Genomic DNA, 26,762 nt, shown 5'->3' with positions numbered 1-26,762 from the left:
ACGCGGGCGACGAAGGGCCGATCACAGACGAAAACGTCGGCGCCCGGCCCCTTCCGGTTCCGGCACCGATCGCTGATGTCTCGCGATTGAGTGCCGGTAGATACGGATTCCCGAGCCGGGCGTCAACACCCGACCGTGAATTTTCCAAGGCGGTCGCTTGACAGCGCCCGCCACGACCCTATCGCGATCGGATCCCGCGTCGCCCGGCGCTCACGCGCCGAGGATCTTCTCGATCTCGGCCGTCACGGTGTCGATCGGCTGCATGCCGTCGAGCACCTTGAGCTCGCCGGTCGAAGCGTAGTAGCCCGACAGCGGCGCGGTCTTCTCGCGATATTCGACGAGACGCTTGCGGAACGCCTCCGGATTGTCGTCGGCGCGCGCCTGACCGCCAGCGGCGATCGTTTCGCGAACGCGATTCTCCATGCGCGACACCAGCGCATCCTCGTCGACCTTGAGCTCGATGACGGCATCGAGCTTCAGGCCCTTCTCCGCCAGCATCCGGGTCAGTGCCTCGGCCTGCGGCACGGTGCGCGGGAAACCGTCCAGGATGAAGCCCTTGGCGCAGTCCGGCGCCTCGATGCGGTCCGCCACGATGCCGACGACGATCTCGTCCGACACGAGCTGGCCGGCATCCATCACGGCCTTGGCCTTGAGGCCGATCTCGGTGCCGGCCTTGACGGCGGCACGCAACATGTCACCGGTCGAAAGCTGGACGATCCCGAACTTTTCGACCAGCCGCTGGGCCTGGGTTCCCTTGCCGGCACCCGGCGGCCCGAGCAGAATCAACTTCATCGACGTCCCCCCCGAAGCTTCGCTCGCTTGATCAGTCCTTCGTATTGATGTGCGAGCAGATGTCCCTGGATCTGCGACACCGTGTCCATGGTCACGGAGACCACGATCAACAGCGATGTGCCACCGAAATAGAACGGCACGCCGGTCCAGGAAATGAGCAGTTCGGGTAAGAGACACACGAGGACGATGTAGATCGCCCCGACGACGGTGATGCGGGTCAGTACGTAGTCGATGTACTCGGCCGTGCGCTCACCCGGACGGATGCCCGGAATGAAGCCGCCGTGCTTCTTCAGATTGTCGGCCGTGTCGGTCGGATTGAACACGATCGCCGTATAGAAGAAGCAGAAGAACACGATCAGGCCCGCGTAGAGCGCGATGTAGAGCGGCTGGCCGTGGCCGAGCAGCGCCGTGACCGTGTTGAGCCACTGCGGCCCCTGCCCCGACTGGAAGTTCGCGATCGTCGCCGGCACGAGCAGCAGCGACGAGGCGAAGATCGGCGGAATCACGCCGGCCGTGTTCAGCTTCAGCGGCAGATGCGACGACTGCCCCTGCATCACCTGATTGCCGACCTGGCGCTTCGGATACTGGATCAGCAGTCGACGCTGCGCGCGCTCCATGAACACCACGAAGGCGATCACGGCGACCGCGACGATGATGATCAGCAGGATCACGCCGGTCGAGATCGCGCCGGTGCGGCCGAGCTCTAGCGTGCCGGCGATCGCATGCGGCAGACCGGCCACGATGCCCGCGAAGATGATCAGCGAGGTGCCGTTGCCGATGCCGCGCGAGGTGATCTGCTCGCCGAGCCACATCAGGAACATCGTGCCGCCGGTCAGCGTCAGCACCGCCGAGATGCGGAAGAACACGCCCGGATTGGTGACGACGTTGGTCGAGCCCTCGAGGCCGACGGCGATGCCGTAAGCCTGGAACACCGCCAGGATCACCGTCAGGTAGCGGGTGTACTGGTTGAGCTGCTTGCGGCCCGACTCGCCCTCTTTCTTGAGGTTCTCCCACGACGGCACCACGGTCGTCATGAGCTGCACGATGATCGAGGCCGAGATGTAGGGCATGATCCCGAGCGCGAAGATCGCCATGCGGCCGACGGCGCCGCCCGAGAACATGTTGAAGAGGCCGATGATGCCGGTCTGGGCGTTGTGGAACGCCTGCGCAAGCGCGGCGGCGTTGATGCCCGGAAGCGGCACGTAGGTGCCGAGCCGATAGACGAGCAGCGCGCCCAGCGTGAACCAGATACGCTTCTTGAGTTCGTCGGCCTTGGCGAAGGCGCCCCAGTTCAGGTTCGCCGCGAGTTGTTCGGCTGCAGATGCCATCTCTTACGCGTCTCCGGTCCGACCGCCCCTGGAGATAAGGACCCTTTGGTCGAAATGGAACCCTCGAGGCTTGAGCCCCCGAGCGCTCGACATCGAACAACCGGCCCCGGAACGAGCGAAAGGCCGAGGCAGGCGATCTCGTCGCCCGCCCCGACCCGTGACCCGTGTCCGTGATCAGGCGGCCTCGGCCGCCTTCTTCTCCGGAACGACGACCTTGCCGCCGGCCTTCTCGACCGCCTCGAGCGCCGGCTTCGACGCACCGGCGACCTCGAAGGTCAGCGCCGACTTGAGCTCGCCCGGGCCGAGGAGGCGCACGCCGTCCTTGACACGACGGATGAGCCCGGCCGCCTTGAGCGCCTCGGCCGTGATCGCGGCCTTGGCGTCGAGCTTGCCGGCATCGACCGCCGCCTGAATCTTGGCCAGGCTGATCTCGTTGTAGTCGAGACGGAAGATGTTGTTGAAGCCACGCTTCGGCAGGCGGCGATGCAGCGGCATCTGACCACCTTCGAAGCCCTTGATGGCCACGCCGGAGCGCGCCTTCTGGCCCTTCACGCCCTTGCCCGACGTCTTGCCGAGGCCGGAGCCGATGCCGCGGCCGAGACGCTTCTTGGAATGCGTCGCGCCGACGTTATCGCTGATTTCGTTGAGCTTCATTTTGAGACTCCGGCCCTTCAGTTCCCGTCCACCACGCGGACGAGATGCGCGACCTTGGCGATCATGCCGCGAACCTCGGGGGTGTCCACGAGGGTCGACGTGCGATGACGCTTGTTGAGGCCGAGACCGATCAGCGTGCGGTGCTGATGGTCCGGCTTGCGGATCGGGCTGCCGATCTGTTCGATCGTGATCGTCTTCGCCCCGGCGTTCGTGGACATGGGTCCTGCCCTTCACTCGTTCATACCGGTCGCACGGCCCGAGGCCTCGACCGAAATCGTCTGATCCGGCGTCACGGAGCCCCTGCCCCACCGCCGGCTTCTCTCCCGAGAATCCGAAGCGGGCCTTTTAAGCCCAAACCGTGTCCCCGGCAATGGTGAGGCGGAGCCGATCATCTCGGCCCCGCCGCATCTCGTCTTCCGCTGATCGCTGCGATCAGGCGTCGGCGTTGGCGTCGACGCCCTCTTCGCGGCGGCGGCCCTGCAGCGTCGAGACCTTGAGGCCACGACGCGCGGCGACCGTGCGCGGGCTGTCCTCGTGCTTCAGGGCATCGAAGGTGGCGCGCACCATGTTGTACTTGTTCGACGAGCCGAGCGACTTGGCGACCACGTCCTGGACGCCGAGCGTCTCGAACACGGCGCGCATCGGGCCACCGGCGATGATGCCGGTACCGGCCGGAGCGGCACGGATCAGCACGCGGCCGGCGCCGTGATGGCCCGTGGCGTCGTGATGAAGCGTGCGGCCCTCGCGCAGCGGGACGCGGATCAGGTTCCGCTTCGCCGCATCGGTCGCCTTGCGGATCGCCTCCGGCACCTCACGGGCCTTGCCGTGGCCGAAGCCGACGCGGCCCTTCTGGTCGCCGACGACGACGAGCGCCGCGAAGCCGAAGCGACGGCCACCCTTCACCACCTTCGCGACGCGGTTGATGTGCACCAGCCGATCGACGAATTCGCTATCGCGCTCTTCGCGCTCGCGCTCACGCGTTGCCATAGTCGTTCTTTCCCTCGCACGCCGGAGCGTGACCAAAACCGATCATCAGAATTCGAGGCCGCCTTCGCGAGCGGCGTCAGCCAGCGCCTTGACCCGGCCGTGGTAGATGTACTGGCCACGGTCGAACACGACCTGGGTCACGCCAGCCGCCTTGGCACGCTCGGCGACGAGCTTGCCGACGGCCTTCGCAGCCTCGACGTCCGCGCCGGTCTTGAGCGATCCCTTGAGGGCTTCCTCGAGGGTGGACGCCGCAGCCACGGTGTGGCCGGCGACGTCGTCGATCACCTGCGCGTAGATGTTCTTCGAAGAGCGGTGCACCGAGAGGCGCAGGCGGCCGTTGGCCGCCGCCTTCACGGCCCGGCGAACCTTGGCGCGCCGGCGCTCCGTAGTGGTCAAATGAGCCATTGGAGCTGCTCCTTACTTCTTCTTGCCTTCCTTGCGGAAGATCTTCTCATCGGCGTACTTCACGCCCTTGCCCTTGTACGGCTCGGGCCCGCGCCATTCGCGGATCTCCGCCGCCACCTGGCCGACGCGCTGCTTCTCGATGCCGGACACGATGATCTGGTCCTGCTTCTGGCCGGCCACCTGGATGGTGATGCCTTCCGGAACCGGGAACAGCACGTCGTGGCTGTAGCCGAGCGACAGCGTGAGCGTCTTGCCGTTGAGCGCCGCCTTGTAGCCGACGCCGTTGATCTCGAGCTTCTTTTCGAAGCCCTTCGACACGCCGGTCACAAGGTTGGAGATCATCGTACGCGACATGCCCCACAGCGAACGAGCCTGCTTGGACTCGTCACGCGGCGTGACGGAGATGCCGCCCTCCGCGGTCTTCTCGACCGCGATGAGCTCGTGGACGTCGAAGGAGAGAGCCCCCTTCGGACCCTTGACCTTGACGGTCTGGCCGGCCACCTCGGCGGTGACGCCGGCCGGAACCGGAACGGCCTTCTTTCCGATGCGCGACATGGGTTCGCCCTCTCCGTCAGAACACGCGGCAGAGAACTTCGCCACCGACGTTCTCATCCCGGGCCGTGTGATCGGCCATGACGCCCTTCGGCGTCGACAGGATGGTCACGCCGAGGCCGTTCGCCACGCGCGGAATGTTGCCGACCGAGGTATAGACGCGGCGGCCCGGCTTGGAGACGCGATGGATCTCCTTGATCACCGGCTCGCCGTCGTAATACTTGAGCTCGATCTCGAACTCGGACTTGCCCGCGTCGAACTCGACCGCCGCATAGCCACGGATGTAGCCTTCGGACTTGAGCACGTCGAGGACGTTCGCGCGGAGCTTCGAAGCCGGGGTGTTGACCTTCGACTTGCGACGCATCTGCGCGTTGCGGATGCGGGTGAGCATATCACCCAGCGGATCGGTCATCGTCATTGGACCGTTTCCCTCACCAGCTCGACTTGACCAGGCCCGGGATCATCCCGAGGTTCCCGAGCTCGCGCAGAGCGACACGAGACATCTTCAGCTTCCGGTAGTACGCACGCGGACGGCCCGTCACCTCGCAACGATTGCGGATGCGAACCTTGGCACCGTTGCGCGGAAGCTCAGCGAGCTTCATCACCGCCTGGATGCGCTCCTCCGGGGAGGTCTCGCGGTTCATGATCGCAGCCTTGAGATCCGCGCGCTTCTTCAGGTCGCGAGCGGTCATCGCGCGGCGGCGATTGTTCTTCTCGATCGAGCTCTTCTTGGCCATGTCTTTCCTATCCTCTGCCGTAACGGCTTACTGGCGGAAGGGGAAGTTGAAGAGACGCAGGAGTTCCCGCGCTTCCTCGTCCGTCTTCGCCGTCGTACAGACGATGATGTCCATTCCCCAGATCTGATCGACCTTGTCGTAGTTGATCTCCGGGAAAACGATGTGTTCCTTGACGCCCATGGCGAAGTTGCCACGGCCGTCGAAGCTCTTGGGGTTCAGGCCGCGGAAGTCGCGGACGCGCGGCAGCGCGATCGTGACCAGGCGGTCCAGGAACTCGTACATGCGCGTCTTGCGAAGGGTGACCTTCGCGCCGATCGGCATGTTCTCGCGGATCTTGAAGGTCGCGATCGCGTTCCGGGCGCGGGTGATCACCGGCTTCTGGCCGGCGATCTGCGCGAGGTCGGCCGCCGCGACGGTCGGCTTCTTGGAGTCAGCCGTGGCTTCGCCCACGCCCATGTTGAGCACGACCTTGTCGAGGGTCGGCACTTCCATGGGGTTCTTGTAGCCGAACTTCTCGATCATCGCCGGCCGCACCACGTCCTGGTAGTGCTTCTTGAGCCGGGCCTCGTAAGCCGCCTCAGCCATCGATCAGATCTCCAGAACGCTTGGCGAACCGGACCTTGCGGCCGTCGTCCAGAACCTTGAAACCGACCCGGGTCGCCTCGCCGGACTTCGGGTCCGCGATCGCCAGGTTGGACAGGTGGATCGGAGCCTCCTTCGGCACGATGCCACCCTCATTGACGCCCTGCGGCTTGGTGTGCCGCTGGACGACGTTGACGCCGCGCACGACAGCGCGCTCTTCCGCCGGAATGACGCGCAGGACCTCACCGGTCTTGCCCTTGTCACGGCCAGCGAGGACGACGACCTTGTCGCCCTTCTTGATCTTCGCCGCCATCACAGCACCTCCGGCGCGAGCGACAGGATCTTCGTGTGGTTCTTGGCGCGCAGCTCGCGCGGAACCGGTCCGAAGATACGGGTGCCGATCGGCTCTTTCTGGTTGTTGATGAGCACCGCAGCGTTGCGATCGAAGCGGATCACCGAACCGTCGGGACGGCGGATGTCCTTCGACACGCGAACGACGACCGCCTTCATGACGTCGCCCTTCTTCACGCGGCCGCGCGGGATCGCCTCCTTGACGGAGACGACAATGATGTCGCCGACGCTCGCATACTTGCGCATCGATCCACCGAGGACCTTGATGCACATGACGCGCTTGGCGCCGGAGTTGTCGGCGACGTCGAGGTTGGTCTGCATCTGGATCATGACCGACCGCCTTTCCTTCTCTTACGTCGCCAAAATCACGCTTCGCCGACCGGTCCGAGGACCACCCAGCGCTTGTTCTTGGAGAGGGGACGCCCCTCCTCGATCGAGACGATGTCACCGGTCTTGCACCGGTTCTCCTCGTCATGCGCATGGTACTTCTTGGACCGGCGCACGGTCTTCTTCAGCAGCGGATGGGTGAAGCGGCGCTCCACCATGACCACCACGGTCTTGTCGTTCTTGTCGCTGACGACGACGCCCTGCAGCACACGCTTCGGCATGGCACCCCGCCCCTCTTAGCTAGCGCTCTTGGAGCGCAGGATGGTCTGGATCCGGGCGATGTCGCGACGGACTTGGCGCACACGCGCCGTGTTCTCGAGCTGTCCGGTGGCCTTCTGGAAGCGAAGGTTGAACTGCTCTTTCTTGAGCGTCGCGAGCTGATCGTTCAGCTCGTCGGCGGTCTTGTTGACGATTTCGGCGGCCTTCATCGGTCGTATCCTCGATCAGTCGGCGATGCGCTGGATGAAGCGCGTCTTGATCGGAAGCTTGGCGGCGCCGAGCCGCAGAGCCTCCTCGGCCGTCTCGAGCGACACGCCGTCGATCTCGAACAGGATGCGGCCCGGGTGGACACGCGCTGCCCAGAATTCGGGAGCGCCCTTGCCCTTACCCATGCGCACTTCGGTCGGCTTCTGCGAAACCGGCACGTCGGGGAACACCCGGATCCAGACGCGTCCCTGACGCTTCATCTGGCGGGTGATCGCGCGACGGGCGGCCTCGATCTGCCGGGCGGTGACCCGCTCGGGCTCGAGCGCCTTCAGTCCGAAGGCACCGAAGTCCAGCGAGGTCGCGCCCTTCGACGCGCCGTGGATCCGACCCTTGAACTGCTTGCGGAACTTCGTGCGCTTAGGCTGCAGCATCGTCGTTCTCTTTCACTTTTCTCTGTCGCTCAGCCGATCAGCGCTCGCCGTCGCGATCGCGGTCGCGATCACGCCGGCCGCGGCCGCGGCGGTCACCATCCCGATCCCGATCGCGGTCACGACCGTCACGCGACTCACGGCGGCCCGGTTCGGCCTCCAGAGCGCGGCGTTCGGACGCCATCGGATCGTGCTCCAGGATCTCGCCCTTGAAGATCCAGACCTTCACACCGCAGGTGCCGTAGGCCGTGATCGCGGTGGCGATCCCGAAATCGATGTCCGCACGCAGCGTGTGCAGCGGAACCCGACCCTCGCGATACCACTCCAGGCGCGCGATCTCGGCACCGCCGAGACGACCGGAGCAGTTGATGCGGATGCCCTCGGCGCCGAGACGCATCGCCGACTGGACGGCGCGCTTCATGGCGCGGCGGAACGCCACGCGGCGCTCCAGCTGCTGGGCGATCGAGGCGGCGACCAGGTTGGCGTCGGTCTCGGGCTTGCGGACTTCCACGATGTTGATGTGGACTTCCGAGTCCGTGATCTTCGCCACGCCCTTGCGCAGCTTGTCGATGTCGGTGCCCTTCTTGCCGATCACCACGCCCGGACGGGCGGTGTGGATCGTCACGCGGGCCTTGCGATGCGGGCGCTCGATCACGATCTTCGAGACCGCCGCCTGCTTCAGCTCTTCCATGAGGTACTTGCGGATCGCAATGTCCTCGTGGAGCAGCTTGCCGTACTCGTGCTTACCGGCGAACCAGCGGGAATCCCACGTCCGGTTGATGCCGAGCCGAAGCCCGATCGGATTGACCTTCTGTCCCATCAGGCGGACTCCACTTCACGGACGACGATCGTCAGGTTCGAGAACGGCTTCTCGACACGGCCGGCGCGGCCACGGGCACGCGCATGGAACCGCTTCATGACGAGGGCCTTGCCAACGTAGGCCTCGGCGACGACGAGGCTGTCGACGTCGAGCTCATGGTTGTTCTCGGCGTTCGCGATCGCGCTCTCGAGCGTCTTCTTGACGTCGCCGGCGATACGCTTGCGCGAGAAGGTCAGCTCCGCGAGCGCGGTGGCGACCTTCTTGCCACGGATCAGGCCCGCGACGAGGTTCAGCTTCTGGGGCGACACGCGCAGCATGCGGGCGACCGCCTGAGCTTCGATGTCCTTGAGCGCCCGCTCGGTCTTCGGCTTCGACATGGGGCTTACTTCCTCTTCGCCTTCTTGTCGGCCGCATGACCATAGTAGGTCCGGGTCGGCGAGAACTCACCGAACTTGTGACCGACCATGTCCTCGGAGACGAGAACCGGGATGTGCTTCTGACCGTTGTAGACGCCGAAGGTGAGCCCGACGAAGTGCGGCAGGATCGTGGAGCGACGGCTCCAGATCTTGATCACTTCGGCGCGCGTCGCAGCGCGCGCCTTCTCGGCCTTCTTCAGGAGGTAACCGTCGACGAACGGGCCTTTCCAGACAGAACGAGCCATAACTTAACCTCAACCCTTCTTGGCGTGACGCGAGCGGACGATGAACTTGTTCGTCTGCTTGTTGGACCGCGTCTTCTTGCCCTTGGTCGGCTTGCCCCACGGGGTGACCGGATGACGGCCGCCCGAGGTGCGGCCTTCGCCGCCGCCGTGCGGATGGTCGACCGGGTTCATCGCGACACCGCGGTTATGCGGACGGCGACCCAGCCAACGCGAGCGACCGGCCTTGCCGATCGAGGTGTTCATGTGATCCGGGTTCGACACCGCGCCGACCGAAGCCAGGCAGGTGCCGAGGATCAGACGCTGCTCGCCCGAGTTCAGGCGAACGATCACGTAGCCCTGGTCGCGGCCGACGATCTGCGCGAACGTGCCCGCCGAACGGGCGATCTGCCCGCCCTTGCCCGGCTTCATCTCCACATTGTGGATGATGGTGCCGACCGGCATGTTGCCCACCGGCATCGCGTTGCCCGGCTTGACGTCGACGACGTCGGCCGAGGCGATGACCGTGTCGCCGACAGCGAGGCGCTGCGGCGCCAGGATGTAGCTCAGCTCGTCGTCCTGATACCGGATCAGCGCGATGAACGCCGAACGGTTCGGATCGTACTCGAGCCGCTCCACCGTCGCCGGAACGCCGAACTTGCGACGCTTGAAGTCGACGATGCGATAGGTCCGCTTGTGACCGCCGCCCTTGAAGCGGGCGGTGACGCGGCCGAGGTTGTTGCGGCCGCCGGTCTTGTTCAGACCCTCGGTCAGGCTCTTGACCGGCTTGCCCTTGTGCAGCTCCGAGCGGTCGACGATGACCAGCTGGCGGATCGAGGGCGTGACCGGCTTGAAGGTCTTGAGCGCCATTTTATCCTTCTCCCGATCCTCAGAGGCCGGTCGTGATGTCGATCTTGTGGCCCTCTTTGAGGGTCACGATCGCGCGCTTGAAGTCGTCCTGCTTGCCGACGAAGCCGCGGAAGCGCTTCACCTTGCCCTTGCGGACGAGCGTGTTGACCTTCTCGACCTCGACCTTGAACAGCGCCTCGACGGCGGCCTTGATCTCGGGCTTCGTGGCGGTCTTCGCGACGTTGAAGACCACCTTGTTCTGCTCCGCCGCGATCGTCGCCTTCTCGGTGATGACCGGCGAGCGGATGATGTCGTAGTGCGCGAGGTTCGTCGCCATGATCAGGCCTCCACCCGGAACCGGGCTTCGATCGCGTCCACGGCGTCCTTGGTCAGGACCAGGGTCTCGCGACGCAGGATGTCGTAGACGTTGAGGCCCTGCGCCGGCAGGACATCGACGTTCGGCAGGTTGCGGGTCGCCAGACCGAAATTGGCGTCGACCTCGTTGCCGGCCACGAACAGGACGTTCGAGAGACCGAGCTTGGCGAGCTTCTCGGCCGCCACCTTGGTCTTCGGCGCGTCCAGCGCGGCCGCATCAAGGACCACCAGCGACGAAGCCGCGGCCTTGGCCGACAGCGCGTGCTTGAGGCCGAGGATACGCACCTTCTTCGGCAGCTCGTGCGCATGGCTGCGCACGACCGGGCCGTGGGCGCGGCCACCGCCGCGGAACTGCGGCGCGCGCGCCGAGCCGTGACGGGCACTGCCGGTGCCCTTCTGCTTGAACATCTTCTTGCCGGTGCGCGCGATCTCGGCGCGGCCCTTCACCTTGTGGGTGCCGGCCCGGCGCTTGGCGAGCTGCCAACGGATCACGCGCTGAATGAGATCAGTGCGCGGCTCGAGGCCGAAGATCTCGTCGGAAAGCTCGATCGAGCCGGCCGCGGCGCCGTCGAGCGTCTTGACGTCGAGCTTCATCACTCGGCCCCCTTCTCTTCCGTAGCGGTCTGAGCCGCGGCGGCCTTGGTCGGCGCGCGGAACGCACCCGGGAGCGGCAGCTCCTTGGGGGCGGCGCGCTTGACGGCGTCGCGGACGATGATCCAGCCGCCCTTCGAGCCCGGAACGGCGCCCTCGACCATGATCAGGCCGCGGTCGACGTCCGTGCGGACGACCTTGAGGTTCTGGGTCGTGACGCGCTCGGCACCGAGATGGCCAGCCATCTTCTTGCCCGCGAACGTCTTGCCCGGATCCTGGCGCTGACCGGTCGAACCGGCCGAGCGATGCGAGACCGAGACGCCGTGCGTGGCACGCAGACCGCCGAAGTTCCAGCGCTTCATGGCGCCCTGGTACCCCTTGCCGATCGACTGCCCGGTGACGTCGACGTACTGACCGACGACGAAGTGGTCGGCGGTGATCTCCGCGCCCACGTCGATCAGGTTCGCCGGGTCGACCCGGAACTCCACCAGCTTCCGCTTGGGCTCGACCTCGGCCTTGGCGAAGTGGCCACGCATCGGCTGCGTGGTGTTCTTCACCTTGGCGAGACCGGCACCGAGCTGCAGCGCGGTGTAGCCGTTCTTCTCTTCGGTCCGCTGAGCGACGACCTGGCAGCTGTCGAGCTTGAGCACCGTCACGGGCACCTGCTCGCCGGCCTCCGTAAAGATCCGGGTCATCCCCAGCTTCTGTGCGATCACACCTGAACGCATGGCGTTCTCTCTATCGTTGTCGGACCGTCACGGAACGGTGATGGTCCGGGAGTACGTCAGCCTCGGCTCTGATGAAGAATCAGAGCTTGATCTCTACGTCGACGCCAGCGGCGAGGTCGAGCTTCATGAGCGCGTCCACGGTCTGCGGCGTCGGATCGATGATGTCGAGAAGCCGCTTGTGGGTGCGGATCTCGAACTGCTCGCGGCTCTTCTTGTCGATGTGCGGCGAGCGGTTCACCGTGAACTTCTCGATCCGCGTCGGCAGCGGAACCGGACCACGGACATTGGCGCCGGTGCGCTTGGCCGTGTTGACGATCTCGCGCGTCGAGGCGTCGAGGACCCGATGGTCGAACGCCTTGAGGCGGATGCGGATGTTCTGACCGTTCATTTCCGAACCCTCGGAGCTTCCTGGGAACGAGAAGGGCGCGCGACTGAGGCGCGCGCCCCGCTCCGGTTGTCGATAATCAAGCGATGATCTTGGCGACGACGCCGGCACCAACCGTGCGGCCGCCTTCGCGGATGGCGAAGCGGAGCTTCTCTTCCATCGCGATCGGCACGATCAGCTCGACCACGAGCTTCACGTTGTCGCCCGGCATCACCATCTCGGTGCCTTCCGGCAGCTGCACCACACCCGTCACGTCCGTCGTGCGGAAGTAGAACTGCGGACGGTAGTTGCCGAAGAACGGCGTATGACGGCCGCCCTCTTCCTTCGTCAGGATGTAGGCCTCGGCCTCGAACTTCGTGTGCGGCGTCACCGAACCCGGCTTGCACAGCACCTGGCCGCGCTCCACGTCCTTGCGCTCGATGCCGCGCAGCAGCGCGCCGATGTTGTCGCCGGCCTGGCCCTGGTCGAGCAGCTTGCGGAACATCTCGACGCCCGTGCAGGTCGTCTTGCGGGTCGGACGGATGCCGACGATCTCGATTTCCTCGCCGACCTTGACGATGCCGCGCTCGACGCGACCCGTCACGACCGTGCCGCGACCCGAGATCGTGAACACGTCTTCGACCGGCATCAGGAACGGCTGGTCGACCGGACGCTCAGGCTGCGGGATGTACTCGTCGACGGCCGCCATCAGCTTCAGAACCGCATCGCGGCCGAGCTCGGGGTTGCCGTTGTTGAGCGCTTCCGTGGCCGAGCCGCGGATGATCGGGATGTCGTCGCCCGGGAACTGGTACGACGACAGAAGCTCACGGACCTCGAGCTCGACGAGCTCGAGCAGCTCCGGATCGTCGACCATGTCGCACTTGTTCAGGAACACCACCAGCGCCGGGACGCCGACCTGACGGGCGAGCAGGATGTGCTCGCGGGTCTGCGGCATCGGGCCGTCGGCGGCCGAAACGACCAGGATCGCGCCGTCCATCTGGGCGGCACCCGTGATCATGTTCTTCACGTAGTCGGCGTGACCGGGGCAGTCGACGTGCGCATAGTGGCGGTTCGTCGTCTGATACTCGACGTGCGCCGTGTTGATCGTGATGCCGCGCGCCTTCTCTTCAGGCGCAGCGTCGATCTGGTCATACGCCTTGAACGTCGCGCCACCCGACTCCGCGAGCACCTTCGTGATCGCAGCCGTCAGCGACGTCTTGCCGTGGTCGACGTGACCGATCGTGCCGATGTTGCAGTGCGGCTTGTCGCGGTTGAATTTCTCTTTGGCCATCGGATGAACTCCGTGATCTCTCTATTGCCGATCGCTATCGAAGGATCAGGCGAACTTCTTCTGGACTTCCTGGGCGACGTTCGACGGCACTTCTTCGTAGTGGTCGAACAGCATGGTGTAGCTCGCGCGGCCCTGCGAGAACGAACGCAGGGTGTTGACGTAGCCGAACATGTTCGCCAGCGGGACCATGGCATTGACGATCTGCGCGTTGCCGCGCGTATCGGTGCCGGCGATCTGGCCGCGGCGGGAGTTGAGGTCGCCGATGACCGAACCGAGGTACTCCTCGGGGGTCACGACCTCGACCTTCATGACCGGCTCGAGCAGCACCGGGTTGGCCTTCTGCAGGCCTTCACGGAACGCCGCACGCGAGGCGATTTCGAACGCGATCGCCGAGGAGTCGACCTCGTGATACGCGCCGTCGATCAGTGCCACCTTGACGTCGACGACCGGGAAGCCGGCCACCGGACCCGAGGTGAGGACCGAGTTCAGGCCCTTCTCGACGCCGGGGAAGTACTCCTTCGGCACCGAACCACCGATGATCTTCGACTCGAACTCGAAGCCCTTGCCGGTCTCGTTCGGCTCGATCGTGAACTTCACCCGCGCGAACTGGCCGGTGCCACCGGTCTGCTTCTTGTGGGTGTAGTCGATCTCCGTCGACTTGCGGATGGTCTCGCGGTAGGCGACCTGCGGGGCGCCGACGTTGACTTCGACCTTGTGGGTCCGCTTCAGGATGTCGACCTTGATGTCGAGATGGAGCTCGCCCATGCCCTTGATGATGGTCTGGCCGGACTCCGGATCGGTGTTGACGCGGAAAGACGGATCCTCCGCGGCGAGCTTCGCCAGCGCGATGCCCATCTTTTCCTGGTCGCCCTTCGCCTTCGGCTCGACCGCCATCTCGATGACGGGTTCCGGGAACTCCATCTTCTCGAGGATGACCGGCTTGTTCGGGTCGCAGAGCGTGTCGCCGGTGCGGGTGTCCTTGAGGCCGACCAGAGCGACGATGTCGCCGGCATAGGCCTCCGAGATTTCCTCGCGGCTGTTGGCGTGCATGAGAACCATGCGGCCGACGCGCTCGTTCTTCTCGCGCACCGAGTTCAGCAGCGTGACGCCCTTCTCGAGCTTGCCCGAGTAGATGCGGCAGAAGGTCAGGATGCCGTACTGGTCATCCATGAGCTTGAAGCCGAGCAGCGACAGCGGCTCGTCGTCGGACGACTTGCGCTCGACCTCTTCGCCGGTCTTGACGTCGATGCCCTTGATCGCCGGGCGATCGATCGGCGACGGCAGGTAGTCGACGACGGCGTCGAGCAGGGGCTGGACGCCCTTGTTCTTGAACGCCGAGCCGCACAGCACCGGATAGAAGGCGCTGGTGAGCACGGCCTTGCGCAGTAGGCGCTTGATGGTCGCCTCGTCGGGCTCGTTGCCCTCGAGATACTGCTCCATCGCGGTCTCGTCGAGCTCGACGCAGGCCTCGATCATCTCCATGCGCGCGGCCTCGGCACGATCCTTGAGATCGGCCGGGATTTCCTCGTCGTGGTACTTGGCGCCGAGCGCCTCGTCTTCCCACACGACCGCGACCATGCGAACGAGGTCGATGAGGCCCTTGAAATTGCTCTCCGAGCCGATCGGCAGCTGGATCGGGATCGGCTTCGCGCCCAGGCGGGTCTTGATGTCCGAGATGCAGCGATCGAAATCGGCGCCGATCTTGTCCATCTTGTTGCAGAAGACGATCCGTGGGACCTTGTACTTGTCGCCCTGACGCCAAACGGTCTCGGTCTGCGGCTCGACGCCCTGGTTCGAGTCGAGCACGCACACGGCGCCGTCGAGCACGCGCAGCGAACGCTCGACTTCGATGGTGAAGTCGACGTGGCCGGGGGTGTCGATGATGTTCAGGCGCTTGCCGTTCCAGAACGTCGTGGTGGCAGCCGAGGTGATCGTGATGCCACGCTCCTGCTCCTGCTCCATGAAGTCCATGGTCGCGGCGCCGTCGTGGACTTCGCCGATCTTGTGGCTCTTACCGGAGTAATAGAGCACACGCTCGGTCGTCGTCGTCTTGCCGGCATCGATGTGCGCCATGATGCCGAAGTTGCGGTAGTCTTCGATGGCGTGAGTGCGGGGCATGTCGAACCTCGTCGGAAGCGTCGAAGAGAAGGATCACCAGCGATAATGGGAGAAGGCGCGGTTCGCCTCCGCCATGCGGTGAGTATCCTCCCGCTTCTTCACCGCGTTGCCACGGTTGTTCGACGCATCGAGCAGCTCACCGGAGAGGCGCTCGGTCATCGTCTTTTCGTTGCGCGCACGGGTCGCGGTCAGCAGCCAGCGGATCGCCAGCGCCTGACGACGCTCCGAGCGGACCTCGACCGGGACCTGATAGGTCGCGCCGCCGACGCGCCGCGAACGGACCTCGATCTGAGGCATCACGTTCTCGAGCGCCTGATGGAAGACGCCGAGGGGATCCTGGCGGGTCTTCTTCTCGATGATGTCGAAGGCGCCATAGACGATCGTCTCGGCGGCCGACTTCTTGCCGTCGCGCATGACGTTGTTCATGAACTTCGAAACGACGACGTCGCCGAACTTCGGATCCGGATTGATCTCGCGCTTTTCGGCACTGTGACGACGGGACATGGACTATTCCTCGGTCGTGAAACGGGTTGCGGCTTCGAAAAGCCGGATCACTTCGGACGCTTGGCGCCGTACTTCGAACGGCGCTGCTTGCGGTCCTTGACGCCCTGGGTATCGAGCACACCGCGCAGGATGTGATAGCGCACGCCCGGCAAGTCCTTGACGCGGCCGCCACGGATCATGACGACCGAGTGCTCCTGCAGGTTATGGCCCTCGCCCGGGATGTAACCGATCACCTCGTAGCCGTTGGTGAGACGAACCTTGGCCACCTTGCGGAGCGCCGAGTTCGGCTTCTTCGGCGTCGTCGTGTAGACGCGCGTGCACACCCCACGCTTCTGCGGGCAGGCCTCCATGGCGGGAACCTTGTTCCGCTTGGTCGGCGCAACCCGCGGGCTGCGGATGAGCTGGTTGATCGTCGGCATTCGTCTTCAGCCTTCTCGTATCCGGGCCATTCGGCCGTTCTCGTCTCTCGCTCGGGCCGATGCAGCACACCTCAGCAGGCGCCACACCCTCCCCTGCCCCGGCGCGCGCCTTGTGCGCCGCACGGGATCGACATGTCCACCGCCCCCCCGATAGGAACGAGCGAAAGCACCGGACCGCGGATCCGAAGATCCCACGGTCGGCGCGAAAAGTCAGAGGACCGGGATGGGTTCATCCACCCAGGTCATGATTCCTCGGCTTTTCCAGGTCGCGTCCCGGCAGCGTCTCGGCGCCCTGTTCCGCCATCCCTTCTTGCGAAGGTGCCCCTTAGAGGGCGCTGGCGAAGCATCGGCGGCCGACGGGCCTGCCGCGAAAGTGCGCCGCTTATAGGTTGCCCCGTCCCGGCCGTCAAGCGAAATCGGCAGGAAAGCGTCCGGTTTCGGGACAGGCGCGCGGCGCCACGGCACAGGTGCCGAACGGCGCAAGATTCACCATGGGCCGCGGCAACGCGCTTTGCATTTCATGCGCACCGACGCCATCGAATCCGCCACCGCCGGACCATGCCGCTGGCCGATCGGACGCTGGCGGGTGTAAGGGGCCGCCGATTCTATCGCTGAGGCGGCCTTCGCGACGGGTGCTCGCCAGGCGAGTCGGTCCACACGCGATTCTCGACCTCGGCAGCCCGAGTCGCCGGTCCCTCGGGATGGGAAAAGGACCCGCCGGCCTTGTCAGCCGGCGGATCAGACGAAGGCAACTGATCTTGAGGATCGAAAGGGTCAGTGGCGACCGACAAGAAACCCGCAGGTCGCCCGAACGCGGCGGTTCTGACACGGCGACATTGCAGCGAAATGACACCCGCTGCAGTGCAGCATGCCAGCGCTACCGGCGGGCTTCCCGCGTGGTCGCCGGCATCAGCCCCCACCCCGCCTCTTCGGCCGGAACCGTCGCCCCGAACGCCATCTGCTCCCCGTGAACGCGCCCCCCGTGAACGCGAAAGGCCGCGGATCGCTCCGCGGCCTTTCCAACTGTGTCGATCGTTGTTCAATCACTCGGCCGCCGGCAGCGCCGGCGCCTCGGCCGGAACCGGCTCGACCTGCTGGCCCTTGCGCTCCTCGAGGATGAGCTCGTCGCGCCGGGTGGCGATCTGGCGGACGCGGTTCATCACCGAGCCCGTGCCGGCCGGGATCAGACGGCCGACGATCACGTTCTCCTTCAGGCCCTCGAGCGAGTCGATCTTGCCGGCGACCGCCGCCTCGGTGAGGACGCGGGTGGTCTCCTGGAACGACGCGGCCGAGATGAACGACCGGGTCTGCAGCGACGCCTTGGTGATGCCGAGCAGCACCGGGCTCGCCGAAGCCGGCTTCTTGCCTTCCGCGACCAGCGCCTCGTTGACGGCGTCGAAGTCGATCTTGTCGACCTGCTCGCCGACGATCAGGTCCGTGTCGCCGGCATCGGTCACTTCGACCTTCTGCAGCATCTGACGGACGATGACCTCGATGTGCTTGTCGTTGATCACGACGCCCTGCAATCGGTAGACCTCCTGGATCTCGTTGACGAGGTAGGCCGCGAGAGCCTCCACGCCCTTGATCGCCAGGATGTCGTGCGGGGCCGGGTTGCCGTCGAGAATGAAGTCGCCCTTCTCGACGATGTCGCCGTCCTGCAGATAGACGTGCTTGCCCTTCGGAATCAGGTACTCGACCGGCTCCAGGCTCGCATCCGCCGGTTCGATCAGGATCCGACGCTTGTTCTTGTAGTCGCGGCCGAAGCGGATCGTGCCGTCGATCTCCGCGATGATCGCGTGATCCTTCGGACGCCGGGCCTCGAACAGCTCCGCGACGCGCGGCAGACCGCCGGTGATGTCGCGGGTCTTGGCGCTCTCGAGCGGGATACGGGCGATGACATCGCCCGCCCGGATCGAACCGCCCGGCTCGACCGAGAGGATCGCATCCACCGGCAGGGTATAGCGAGCCTCGCCGCCGCGCGACAGGCGCAGGATCTTGCCGTCGGCGCCCTTGATGACGAGCGCCGGCTTCAGATCGCCGGTGCGCGCCGAGGTGCGCCAGTCGATGACGACGCGCTTGGTGATGCCCGTCGCCTCGTCGGCCGTCTCCTGGATCGTCTGACCGTCGATCAGGTCCTCGTAGCCGATGATGCCATCGACTTCGGTCATGATCGGACGGGTGTAGGGATCCCACTCCGCGATACGCTGGCCGCGCTTGACCTTGTCGCCCTCGTCGACGAACAGGCGCGAGCCGTAGATCAGGCGGTGCACCGCCCGCTCCGACCCGTCCGCGTCGACGACGACGACCGAGGTGTTGCGGCCCATGACGACCAGACGGCCTTCCGAGTCGCGCACCACGTTGCGGTTGCGCATCTTCACGGTGCCTTCGAAGTTCGACTCCACGAACGAGGAGTCGACCACCTGCGCCGTGCCGCCGACGTGGAAGGTACGCATCGTGAGCTGCGTGCCCGGCTCGCCGATCGACTGCGCCGCGATGACGCCGACCGCCTCGCCCATGTTGACGGGCGTGCCACGCGCCAGGTCGCGACCGTAGCACTGCACGCAGACGCCGATCTTGGTCTCGCAGGTCAGCACCGAGCGGATGCGCACCGACTGGATGCCGGCCGCCTCGACCCGCTTGACATGCGCCTCCTCGAGCAGCGTGCCCTTCGGAACCACGACCGTGCCAGCATTCGGGTCGACCAGATCCTCGGCGGTGACGCGGCCGAGGATGCGCATCGCCAGCGACGCCACGACCTGACCCGCATCGACGATCGCCTGGACGCGGATGCCCTGATCGGTGCCGCAGTCCTGCTCCGTGATGATGCTGTCCTGCGCCACGTCGACGAGACGACGGGTCAGGTAGCCCGAGTTCGCGGTCTTCAGCGCCGTGTCGGCGAGGCCCTTACGGGCACCGTGCGTCGAGTTGAAGTACTCGAGAACGGTCAGGCCTTCCTTGAAGTTCGAGATGATCGGCGTCTCGATGATCTCGCCCGACGGCTTGGCCATCAGGCCGCGCATGGCGGCGAGCTGGCGCATCTGGGTCGGCGAACCACGGGCACCGGAGTGCGACATCATGTAGATCGAGTTGATCGGCTTCTGCCGCTTGGTCTCCTGGTCGATCTGCACCGTGGAGATGCGCTTCATCATCTCCTCGGCGATGCGGTCCGTGCACTTCGCCCAGGCGTCGACGACCTTGTTGTACTTCTCGCCCTGCGTGATCAGGCCGTCCTGGTACTGCTGCTCGAACTCCTTGGCCGCAGCCTGGGTCTCGGCGACCATCCGCGGCTTGGTGTCCGGGATCACCATGTCGTCCTTGCCGAACGAGATGCCGGCCTTGAACGCATTGTGGAAGCCGAGCGACATGATCTTGTCGCAGAAGATCACGGTCTCCTTCTGGCCGCAGGTGCGGTAGACCGCGTCGATCATTCCCGAGATGTTCTTCTTCGTCATCAGCTGGTTGCAGACGTCGAAGGTGATGCCCGGGTGCCGCGGCAACAGGTCACCGATCAGGAGACGACCCGGGGTCGTCTCGTAGATCTTGGTGAACGACTTGCCTTCCTTGTCCACGCCCGACCAGCGGCCGCGGATCTTGGTGTGCAGCGTGATCGCCTTGGCGGCGAGCGCGTGGTTGAGCTCGCCGAGATTGCCGAAGGCCATGCCCTCGCCCGGCTCGTTCTCCGCCATGATCGACAGATAGTAGAGGCCGAGGACGATATCCTGCGACGGCACGATGATCGGCTGACCGTTGGCCGGGTGCAGGATGTTGTTGGTCGACATCATCAGGACGCGCGCTTCCAGCTGCGCCTCGAGGCTCAGCGGAACGTGCACGGCCATCTGGTCGCCGTCGAAGTCGGCGTTGAACGCGGTACAGACCAGCGGATGCAGCTGGATCGCCTTGCCCTCGATCAGCACCGGCTCGAAGGCCTGGATGCCGAGGCGGTGCAGCGTCGGGGCGCGGTTCAGCATGACCGGATGTTCGCGGATCACCTCGTCGAGGATGTCCCAGACCTCCGGCCGCTCCTTCTCGACCAGCTTCTTCGCCTGCTTGACCGTCGAAGAGAGGCCCTTGGCGTCGAGGCGCGAGTAGATGAACGGCTTGAACAGCTCGAGCGCCATCTTCTTCGGCAGGCCGCACTGGTGCAGCTTGAGCTCCGGACCGACGACGATGACCGAACGGCCCGAATAGTCGACGCGCTTGCCGAGCAGGTTCTGACGGAACCGACCCTGCTTGCCCTTCAGCATGTCGGCGAGCGACTTCAGCGGGCGCTTGTTGGCGCCCGTGATCACGCGGCCGCGACGGCCGTTGTCGAACAGCGCATCGACCGCTTCCTGAAGCATGCGCTTCTCGTTGCGGATGATGATGTCCGGCGCGCGCAGCTCGATCAGCCGCTTGAGGCGGTTGTTACGGTTGATGACGCGGCGATAGAGGTCGTTCAGGTCCGAGGTCGCGAAGCGGCCGCCGTCGAGAGGCACGAGCGGACGCAGGTCCGGCGGGATCACCGGAACCACGGTCAGGATCATCCACTCCGGACGGTTGCCGGACTCGATGAAGCTCTCGACGAGCTTCAGCCGCTTGGCGAGCTTCTTCGGCTTCAGGTCGCCGGTGGCTTCCTGAATGTCGATACGCAGCTGGTCGGCGATCTTCGGCAGGTCCATCGCCGCGAGCATGTCGCGGATCGCCTCCGCGCCGATCATGGCGGTGAAGCTGTCCTCGCCGTACTCGTCCTGAGCCTTGAGGTACTCCTCCTCCGTCAGCAGCTGATGCAGCTTCAGCGGCGTCAGGCCCGGCTCGATGACGACGTAGTGCTCGAAGTACAGGATGCGCTCGAGATCCTTGAGCGTCATGTCCATGAGCATGCCGATGCGGCTCGGCAGCGACTTCAGGAACCAGATGTGCGCGACCGGGGCGGCGAGCTCGATGTGGCCCATGCGCTCGCGGCGCACGCGGCTCAGAGTGACCTCGACGCCGCACTTCTCGCAGATGACGCCCTTGTACTTCATGCGCTTGTACTTGCCGCACAAGCACTCGTAGTCCTTGATCGGTCCGAAGATACGCGCGCAGAACAGACCGTCACGCTCGGGCTTGAACGTGCGGTAGTTGATGGTCTCCGGCTTCTTGATCTCGCCGTAGGACCACGACAGGATCTTCTCCGGGCTCGAGATCGAGATCCGGATGGCGTCGAAGCTCGGCGCCACCTGAGCCTGCGGGGTGAAGATGTTCATCACTTCTTGGTTCATCGGCCGTCTCCTGGCGGAAGCGGGGTCCGGTCGCAAAAGTGCCGCATGCGCCCGGCCCGCCCAAGAATTCCCAGTGGATGTCTCGTTTCGAAACATCCTACACGACAATTAAGTCCCCGAGACGGCGGCGATCCGCCGCTTCCCGGGTCGCCCCGGTCAGGGCGCGAGGCCGCCGACCGGGGTCGCGACGCAGCGGATCACTCCGCGGCGTCGATGCCGAGCGTGCCTTCTTGCGGCACGCCCGCCTGGTTGTCCTGGTTGACCAGTTCGACGTTGAGGCCGAGCGAGCGCATTTCCTTGACGAGCACGTTGAAGCTCTCCGGGATGCCCGCCTCGAAGGTGTCGTCGCCGCGAACGATCGACTCGTAGACCTTGGTACGGCCGGCCACGTCGTCCGACTTGACCGTGAGCATCTCCTGCAGCGTGTAGGCCGCGCCGTAGGCTTCGAGCGCCCACACCTCCATTTCGCCGAAGCGCTGGCCGCCGAACTGCGCCTTGCCGCCCAGCGGCTGCTGGGTGACGAGCGAGTACGGGCCGATCGACCGGGCGTGGATCTTGTTGTCCACCAAGTGGTCGAGCTTCAGCATGTAGATGTAGCCGACGGTGACCTTACGGTCGAACGGCTCGCCGGTACGCCCGTCGAACAGCGTGACCTGGCCCGAACCGGCGAGGCCGGCGCGGGTCAGCAGCGCTTCGATGTCGTGCTCCTTGGCACCGTCGAAGACCGGGGTCGCGATCGGAACGCCCTTCTTGAGCTGATCCGCCAGCCGAACGATGGAGTCGTCGTCGAACTGCGCCGGATTCTCGCCCTTGATGTTCGGTCCGAACACTTCGACGATCTCGGTCTTCAGAGGCGCGAGGTCGCCCGACTTGCGGTAGGCCTCGAGCATCTTGTCGATCTTCTTGCCGAGACCACGGCAGGCCCAGCCCAGATGCGTCTCGAGGATCTGGCCGACGTTCATGCGGCTCGGCACGCCGAGCGGGTTCAGCACGATGTCGACGTTGGTGCCGTCTTCGAGATACGGCATGTCCTCGACCGGCACGATGCGCGACACGACACCCTTGTTGCCGTGACGGCCGGCCATCTTGTCGCCCGGCTGGATCTTGCGCTTCACAGCGACGAAGACCTTGACCATCTTCATGACGCCCGGGGGCAGCTCGTCACCGCGCTGCAGCTTCTCCACCTTGTCGATGAAGCGCTGCTCGAGGCGCTTGCGGCTCTCGTCGTACTGACCGCGCAGGGCTTCGATCTCGCCCATCATCTTCTCGTCGGCGACGGCGAACTGCCACCACTGCGAGCGCGGATACTCCTCGATCAGCTCCTGCGTCAGGGTCTGGTCCTTCTTGAACCCCTTCGGGCCCGAGATGGCGACCTTGCCCAGGAGCTGGTCGGCGAGACGGCCGTAGACGTTGCGGTCCAGGATCGCCTGCTCGTCGTCACGGTCCTTGGCGAGACGCTCGATCTCCTCGCGCTCGATCGCCATAGCACGTTCGTCCTTCTCGACGCCGTGGCGATTGAACACGCGCACCTCGACGACCGTGCCGGTCACGCCCGGCGGCACGCGCAGCGACGTGTCGCGGACGTCCGAGGCCTTCTCGCCGAAGATGGCGCGGAGCAGCTTCTCCTCCGGCGTCATCGGGCTCTCGCCCTTCGGCGTGATCTTGCCGACCAGGATGTCGCCCGGGCGGATCTCGGCGCCGATGTAGACGATGCCGGCCTCGTCGAGGTTCTTCAGCGCTTCTTCCGAGACGTTCGGAATGTCGCGCGTGATCTCCTCCGGCCCGAGCTTGGTGTCGCGGGCCGCCACTTCGAACTCGTCGATGTGGATCGAGGTGAACACGTCCTCCGAGACGATCTTCTCGGAGAGCAGGATCGAGTCCTCGAAGTTGTAACCGTTCCACGGCATGAACGCGACGAGCACGTTCCGGCCGAGCGCCAGATCGCCGATGTCGGTCGACGGACCGTCGGCGATGATGTCGCCCTTCTCGATGAAGTCGCCGACACGCACCAGCGGACGCTGGTTGATGCAGGTCGACTGGTTCGAGCGCTGGAACTTCATCAGCCGGTAGATGTCGACGCCCGACTTCGACGGATCGAGGTCCTGCGTGGCACGCACGACGATACGGGTCGCGTCGACCTGGTCGACGACGCCGGTCCGCTTGGCCGCGATGGCCGCGCCCGAGTCACGGGCCACGACCGCTTCCATGCCGGTGCCGACGAACGGCGCCTCGGCGCGGATCAGCGGCACGGCCTGACGCTGCATGTTCGAGCCCATGAGCGCGCGGTTGGCGTCGTCGTTCTCGAGGAACGGGATCAGCGCCGCGGCGACCGAGACGAGCTGCTTCGGCGACACGTCCATGTAGTCGACCTTGTCGACCGGCACCATTTCGTTCTCGCCGGCGTGACGGCAGACGATCAGGTCCTCGACCAGCTTCCCGGTCGGATCGAGCACGGCGTTCGACTGCGCGACGTAGTGCTTCGATTCCTCCATCGCCGACATGTAGACGACGTCCTCGGTGACCCGGCCGTCGCGGACGCGACGATACGGGGCCTCGATGAAGCCGTACTTGTTGACGCGCGCGAAGGTGGCGAGCGAGTTGATCAGGCCGATGTTCGGGCCTTCCGGCGTCTCGATCGGGCAGATGCGGCCGTAGTGCGTCGGGTGCACGTCGCGCACCTCGAAGCCGGCGCGCTCGCGGGTCAGACCGCCCGGGCCGAGCGCCGAGAGACGCCGCTTGTGCGTGATCTCGGAGAGCGGGTTGGTCTGGTCCATGAACTGCGACAGCTGCGAGGAACCGAAGAACTCGCGCACGGCGGCGGCGGCCGGCTTGGCGTTGATCAGATCCTGCGGCATGACCGTGTCGATCTCGACCGAGGACATGCGCTCCTTGATCGCGCGCTCCATGCGGAGCAGGCCGACGCGGTACTGGTTCTCCATCAGCTCGCCGACGGCGCGAACGCGACGGTTGCCGAGGTTGTCGATGTCGTCGATCTCGCCCTTGCCGTCGCGCAGCTCGACGAGCGTGCGGATGACCGCAAGGATGTCGTCCTTGCGCAGGATGCGCACGGTGTCCTCGGCGTCGAGGTCGAGACGCATGTTCATCTTCACGCGGCCGACCGCGGACAGGTCGTAGCGCTCGGCGTCGAAGAACAGCGACTGGAACATCGCCTCCGCGGTGTCGACCGTCGGCGGCTCGCCCGGGCGCATCACGCGATAGATGTCGAACAGCGCGTCCTCGCGGGACTCGTTCTTGTCGATCGCCAGCGTGTTGCGGATGTAGGCGCCGGTGTTCACGTGATCGATGTCGAGGACTTCGATCTCGAGATAGCCGTTGTCGAGCAGCTGCTTGAGCAGCTTCTCGGTGATCTCCTGGCCGGCTTCGGCATAGATGAGGCCGGTCTTCGGATCGACCATGTCCTCGGCGAGATACTGGCCGACGACGTCCTCGTCGTTGACCTTGAGCGCCTTGAGGCCCTTCTCCGCCAGGATGCGCGCCTGCCGCGCGGTCAGCTTCTTGCCGGCCTCGATCACCACCTCGCCGGTATCGGCGTCGACCAGATCGACGGTCGCCTTGTAGCCGCGCATGCGATTGGCGTCGTAGGCCACGCGCCATGCATTGCCGTCGCGGATGTACGACAGCTTGTTGTAGAAGGTCGACAGGATGTCCTCGCCGTCCATGCCGAGCGCGAACATGAGCGACGTGACCGGGATCTTACGCCGGCGATCGATACGCGCGTAGACGATGTCCTTGGCGTCGAACTCGATGTCGAGCCAGGACCCGCGATACGGGATGATGCGCGCGGCGAACAGGAGCTTGCCCGACGAATGGGTCTTGCCCTTGTCGTGGTCGAAGAACACGCCCGGCGACCGGTGCATCTGCGAGACGATGACGCGCTCGGTGCCGTTGACGATGAAGGTGCCGTTGTCGGTCATGAGCGGCATGTCGCCCATGTAGACATCCTGCTCCTTGATGTCCTTGACCGACTTCGCGCCGGTGTCCTCGTCGACATCGAACACGATCAGGCGCAGCGTGACCTTCAGCGGCGCGGCAAAGGTCATGTCGCGCTGCCGGCACTCGTCGACGTCGTACTTCGGCGGCTCGAACTCGTAGCGGACGAACTCGAGCAGGGCGCGGTTCTGGAAGTCGGAGATCGGGAACACCGACTTGAACACGGCCTGCAGACCCTCCTCGGGCCGGCCGCCCTTCGGCTCGTCGACCAGCAGGAACTGGTCGTAGGACGCCTTCTGCACCTCGATGAGGTTCGGCATCTCCGCCACATCGCGGATCGAACCGAAGAACTTGCGGACACGTCTACGACCGTTGAACGTCTGAGCCATTGTCGTTCCTCGTCAGCGTACCGGACGGCTGTCCGGAGGTCCGCCTCGCCCCTCTCCATGGGGAGCGATGCGGCTCTCGGGATCGCCGTCCCCGGATCCATGCCCTGGATCCAGGCCGCTACCTGCGCCTCGCCTCGGCCGGGGACGCCCCCGCTTCGGCACCACTTGCCGGGATCACCGTCCGGTCGCCTTTCGGCTTCCACCCCGCTCTCCCGCTTCCCCTCTCGCGCCTCGCCTCGGATCCCGCCGAACGTGGCGGACACTTTGCGTGACGCACGAAGAAATGCCCCGAAGTCCTTCGGATCATTCCCTCTTCTCGCCGGGAGACCCTCCCGACGACGGTATCCCCGGCCGCGCGTGGGTGAACCACGAACGTCCGGGGATACGCTGAACTCAGGCCGCCCGGTTTCCCGGGCGGGAGAAAATCACTTGAGCTCGACCTTGGCGCCAGCGCCTTCGAGCTGCTTCTTGATCTTCTCGGCTTCGTCCTTCGACACGCCTTCCTTGACCGGCTTCGGCGCGCCCTCGACGAGGTCCTTGGCTTCCTTCAGGCCGAGCGCGGTGATGGCGCGCACTTCCTTGATGACGTTGATCTTGTTCGCGCCGGCGTCCGTGAGGACGACGGTGAACTCGGTCTTCTCCTCGACCGGGGCGGCAGCGGCCGGGGCACCGCCCGCGGCAGCGACGGCGACCGGAGCGGCGGCGGAGACGCCCCACTTCTCCTCGAGGATCTTCACGAGCTCAGCGGCCTCGAGGATGGTCAGCGACGAGAGATCGTCGACGATCTTGGCGAGATCAGCCATTGTCATTCACCTTTGATGTGTTCGAACCAGAATGATGGGGATCCACACGGCGAT

Annotated in this window: 30 protein-coding genes; all 30 read right to left on the bottom strand. The window is 65.3% G+C overall.

Going from position 1 to position 26,762, the window contains the following annotated elements; genetic code table 11:
* Positions 1 to 210 precede the first annotated feature (210 nt).
* Entirely contained in the window at positions 211 to 792 is a 582-nt protein-coding gene (locus ABS361_04600) for an adenylate kinase (protein ID XBY45567.1), read from the bottom strand.
* Entirely contained in the window at positions 789 to 2,120 is a 1,332-nt protein-coding gene (gene secY, locus ABS361_04595) for a preprotein translocase subunit SecY (GenBank protein XBY45566.1), read from the bottom strand. The genes ABS361_04600 and secY overlap by 4 nt, the downstream gene beginning before the upstream one ends.
* A gap of 174 nt (positions 2,121 to 2,294) precedes the next feature.
* Complete coding sequence (gene rplO / locus ABS361_04590) at positions 2,295 to 2,774, bottom strand: 50S ribosomal protein L15 (protein XBY45565.1); 480 nt, start codon at positions 2,772 to 2,774, stop codon at positions 2,295 to 2,297.
* A 17-nt stretch (positions 2,775 to 2,791) separates the two neighbouring features.
* Positions 2,792 to 2,992 carry a 50S ribosomal protein L30 gene (gene rpmD / locus ABS361_04585; protein XBY45564.1) on the bottom strand — a complete coding sequence of 67 codons (201 nt, stop codon included), beginning with the start codon at positions 2,990 to 2,992 and terminating at the stop codon, positions 2,792 to 2,794.
* 214 nt (positions 2,993 to 3,206) lie between these two features.
* Positions 3,207 to 3,761 (bottom strand): 30S ribosomal protein S5, encoded by a 555-nt coding sequence (gene rpsE, locus ABS361_04580; GenBank protein ID XBY45563.1) that lies wholly within the window; start codon positions 3,759 to 3,761, stop codon positions 3,207 to 3,209.
* Between the two features lie 45 nt (positions 3,762 to 3,806).
* Complete coding sequence (rplR, locus tag ABS361_04575) at positions 3,807 to 4,166, bottom strand: 50S ribosomal protein L18 (protein XBY45562.1); 360 nt, start codon at positions 4,164 to 4,166, stop codon at positions 3,807 to 3,809.
* Between the two features lie 12 nt (positions 4,167 to 4,178).
* A complete protein-coding gene (gene rplF / locus ABS361_04570) occupies positions 4,179 to 4,721 on the bottom strand; it encodes a 50S ribosomal protein L6 (GenBank protein ID XBY45561.1) in 543 nt (180 codons plus the stop codon).
* 16 nt (positions 4,722 to 4,737) lie between these two features.
* Positions 4,738 to 5,136: a 30S ribosomal protein S8 gene (rpsH, locus tag ABS361_04565; GenBank protein XBY45560.1), complete on the bottom strand. Its 399-nt coding sequence runs from the start codon at positions 5,134 to 5,136 to the stop codon at positions 4,738 to 4,740.
* Positions 5,137 to 5,149: 13 nt separating this feature from the next.
* Positions 5,150 to 5,455 (bottom strand): 30S ribosomal protein S14, encoded by a 306-nt coding sequence (gene rpsN / locus ABS361_04560; GenBank protein ID XBY45559.1) that lies wholly within the window; start codon positions 5,453 to 5,455, stop codon positions 5,150 to 5,152.
* 27 nt (positions 5,456 to 5,482) lie between these two features.
* Complete coding sequence (gene rplE, locus ABS361_04555; GenBank protein ID XBY45558.1) at positions 5,483 to 6,040, bottom strand: 50S ribosomal protein L5; 558 nt, start codon at positions 6,038 to 6,040, stop codon at positions 5,483 to 5,485.
* Positions 6,033 to 6,350 (bottom strand): 50S ribosomal protein L24, encoded by a 318-nt coding sequence (gene rplX / locus ABS361_04550; GenBank protein ID XBY45557.1) that lies wholly within the window; start codon positions 6,348 to 6,350, stop codon positions 6,033 to 6,035. Before rplX ends, rplE begins: the two co-directional genes overlap by 8 nt.
* Positions 6,350 to 6,718 (bottom strand): 50S ribosomal protein L14, encoded by a 369-nt coding sequence (gene rplN, locus ABS361_04545; GenBank protein XBY45556.1) that lies wholly within the window; start codon positions 6,716 to 6,718, stop codon positions 6,350 to 6,352. The genes rplX and rplN overlap by 1 nt, the downstream gene beginning before the upstream one ends.
* Before the next feature lie 35 nt (positions 6,719 to 6,753).
* Complete coding sequence (rpsQ, locus tag ABS361_04540) at positions 6,754 to 6,996, bottom strand: 30S ribosomal protein S17 (GenBank protein XBY45555.1); 243 nt, start codon at positions 6,994 to 6,996, stop codon at positions 6,754 to 6,756.
* A gap of 15 nt (positions 6,997 to 7,011) precedes the next feature.
* The gene (rpmC, locus tag ABS361_04535; GenBank protein ID XBY45554.1) at positions 7,012 to 7,203 is read right to left on the bottom strand and encodes a 50S ribosomal protein L29; all 192 of its coding nucleotides are present in this window, start codon (positions 7,201 to 7,203) and stop codon (positions 7,012 to 7,014) included.
* 15 nt (positions 7,204 to 7,218) lie between these two features.
* The gene (gene rplP, locus ABS361_04530; GenBank protein XBY45553.1) at positions 7,219 to 7,632 is read right to left on the bottom strand and encodes a 50S ribosomal protein L16; all 414 of its coding nucleotides are present in this window, start codon (positions 7,630 to 7,632) and stop codon (positions 7,219 to 7,221) included.
* 37 nt (positions 7,633 to 7,669) lie between these two features.
* A complete protein-coding gene (rpsC, locus tag ABS361_04525) occupies positions 7,670 to 8,449 on the bottom strand; it encodes a 30S ribosomal protein S3 (protein ID XBY45552.1) in 780 nt (259 codons plus the stop codon).
* Positions 8,449 to 8,826, bottom strand: a complete 378-nt coding sequence (rplV, locus tag ABS361_04520; GenBank protein ID XBY45551.1) for a 50S ribosomal protein L22 — start codon at positions 8,824 to 8,826, stop codon at positions 8,449 to 8,451. The genes rpsC and rplV overlap by 1 nt, the downstream gene beginning before the upstream one ends.
* Before the next feature lie 5 nt (positions 8,827 to 8,831).
* The gene (gene rpsS / locus ABS361_04515; protein ID XBY45550.1) at positions 8,832 to 9,110 is read right to left on the bottom strand and encodes a 30S ribosomal protein S19; all 279 of its coding nucleotides are present in this window, start codon (positions 9,108 to 9,110) and stop codon (positions 8,832 to 8,834) included.
* Positions 9,111 to 9,119: 9 nt separating this feature from the next.
* Entirely contained in the window at positions 9,120 to 9,956 is an 837-nt protein-coding gene (rplB, locus tag ABS361_04510) for a 50S ribosomal protein L2 (GenBank protein XBY45549.1), read from the bottom strand.
* 19 nt (positions 9,957 to 9,975) lie between these two features.
* Positions 9,976 to 10,272, bottom strand: a complete 297-nt coding sequence (locus ABS361_04505; GenBank protein XBY45548.1) for a 50S ribosomal protein L23 — start codon at positions 10,270 to 10,272, stop codon at positions 9,976 to 9,978.
* 2 nt (positions 10,273 to 10,274) lie between these two features.
* A complete protein-coding gene (gene rplD, locus ABS361_04500; GenBank protein ID XBY45547.1) occupies positions 10,275 to 10,904 on the bottom strand; it encodes a 50S ribosomal protein L4 in 630 nt (209 codons plus the stop codon).
* A complete protein-coding gene (gene rplC / locus ABS361_04495; GenBank protein ID XBY45546.1) occupies positions 10,904 to 11,629 on the bottom strand; it encodes a 50S ribosomal protein L3 in 726 nt (241 codons plus the stop codon). The genes rplD and rplC overlap by 1 nt, the downstream gene beginning before the upstream one ends.
* A gap of 79 nt (positions 11,630 to 11,708) precedes the next feature.
* The gene (gene rpsJ / locus ABS361_04490; protein ID XBY45545.1) at positions 11,709 to 12,017 is read right to left on the bottom strand and encodes a 30S ribosomal protein S10; all 309 of its coding nucleotides are present in this window, start codon (positions 12,015 to 12,017) and stop codon (positions 11,709 to 11,711) included.
* Between the two features lie 76 nt (positions 12,018 to 12,093).
* Positions 12,094 to 13,284: an elongation factor Tu gene (gene tuf, locus ABS361_04485; GenBank protein XBY45544.1), complete on the bottom strand. Its 1,191-nt coding sequence runs from the start codon at positions 13,282 to 13,284 to the stop codon at positions 12,094 to 12,096.
* Between the two features lie 45 nt (positions 13,285 to 13,329).
* Positions 13,330 to 15,402 (bottom strand): elongation factor G, encoded by a 2,073-nt coding sequence (gene fusA / locus ABS361_04480; protein ID XBY45543.1) that lies wholly within the window; start codon positions 15,400 to 15,402, stop codon positions 13,330 to 13,332.
* Positions 15,403 to 15,435: 33 nt separating this feature from the next.
* A complete protein-coding gene (gene rpsG / locus ABS361_04475) occupies positions 15,436 to 15,906 on the bottom strand; it encodes a 30S ribosomal protein S7 (protein ID XBY45542.1) in 471 nt (156 codons plus the stop codon).
* A 47-nt stretch (positions 15,907 to 15,953) separates the two neighbouring features.
* Entirely contained in the window at positions 15,954 to 16,325 is a 372-nt protein-coding gene (gene rpsL, locus ABS361_04470) for a 30S ribosomal protein S12 (GenBank protein XBY45541.1), read from the bottom strand.
* Positions 16,326 to 17,368: 1,043 nt separating this feature from the next.
* The gene (gene rpoC, locus ABS361_04465) at positions 17,369 to 21,565 is read right to left on the bottom strand and encodes a DNA-directed RNA polymerase subunit beta' (protein XBY45540.1); all 4,197 of its coding nucleotides are present in this window, start codon (positions 21,563 to 21,565) and stop codon (positions 17,369 to 17,371) included.
* A gap of 197 nt (positions 21,566 to 21,762) precedes the next feature.
* Entirely contained in the window at positions 21,763 to 25,905 is a 4,143-nt protein-coding gene (gene rpoB, locus ABS361_04460; protein ID XBY45539.1) for a DNA-directed RNA polymerase subunit beta, read from the bottom strand.
* Between the two features lie 425 nt (positions 25,906 to 26,330).
* Positions 26,331 to 26,708, bottom strand: a complete 378-nt coding sequence (gene rplL, locus ABS361_04455; GenBank protein XBY45538.1) for a 50S ribosomal protein L7/L12 — start codon at positions 26,706 to 26,708, stop codon at positions 26,331 to 26,333.
* Between the last annotated feature and the right edge of the window lie 54 nt (positions 26,709 to 26,762).

The organism is Ancalomicrobiaceae bacterium S20, assembly GCA_040269895.1.
Taxonomy (GTDB): Bacteria; Pseudomonadota; Alphaproteobacteria; order Rhizobiales; family Ancalomicrobiaceae; genus Methyloraptor; species Methyloraptor flagellatus.
This window is presented reverse-complemented; position numbering and strand designations above follow the sequence as displayed.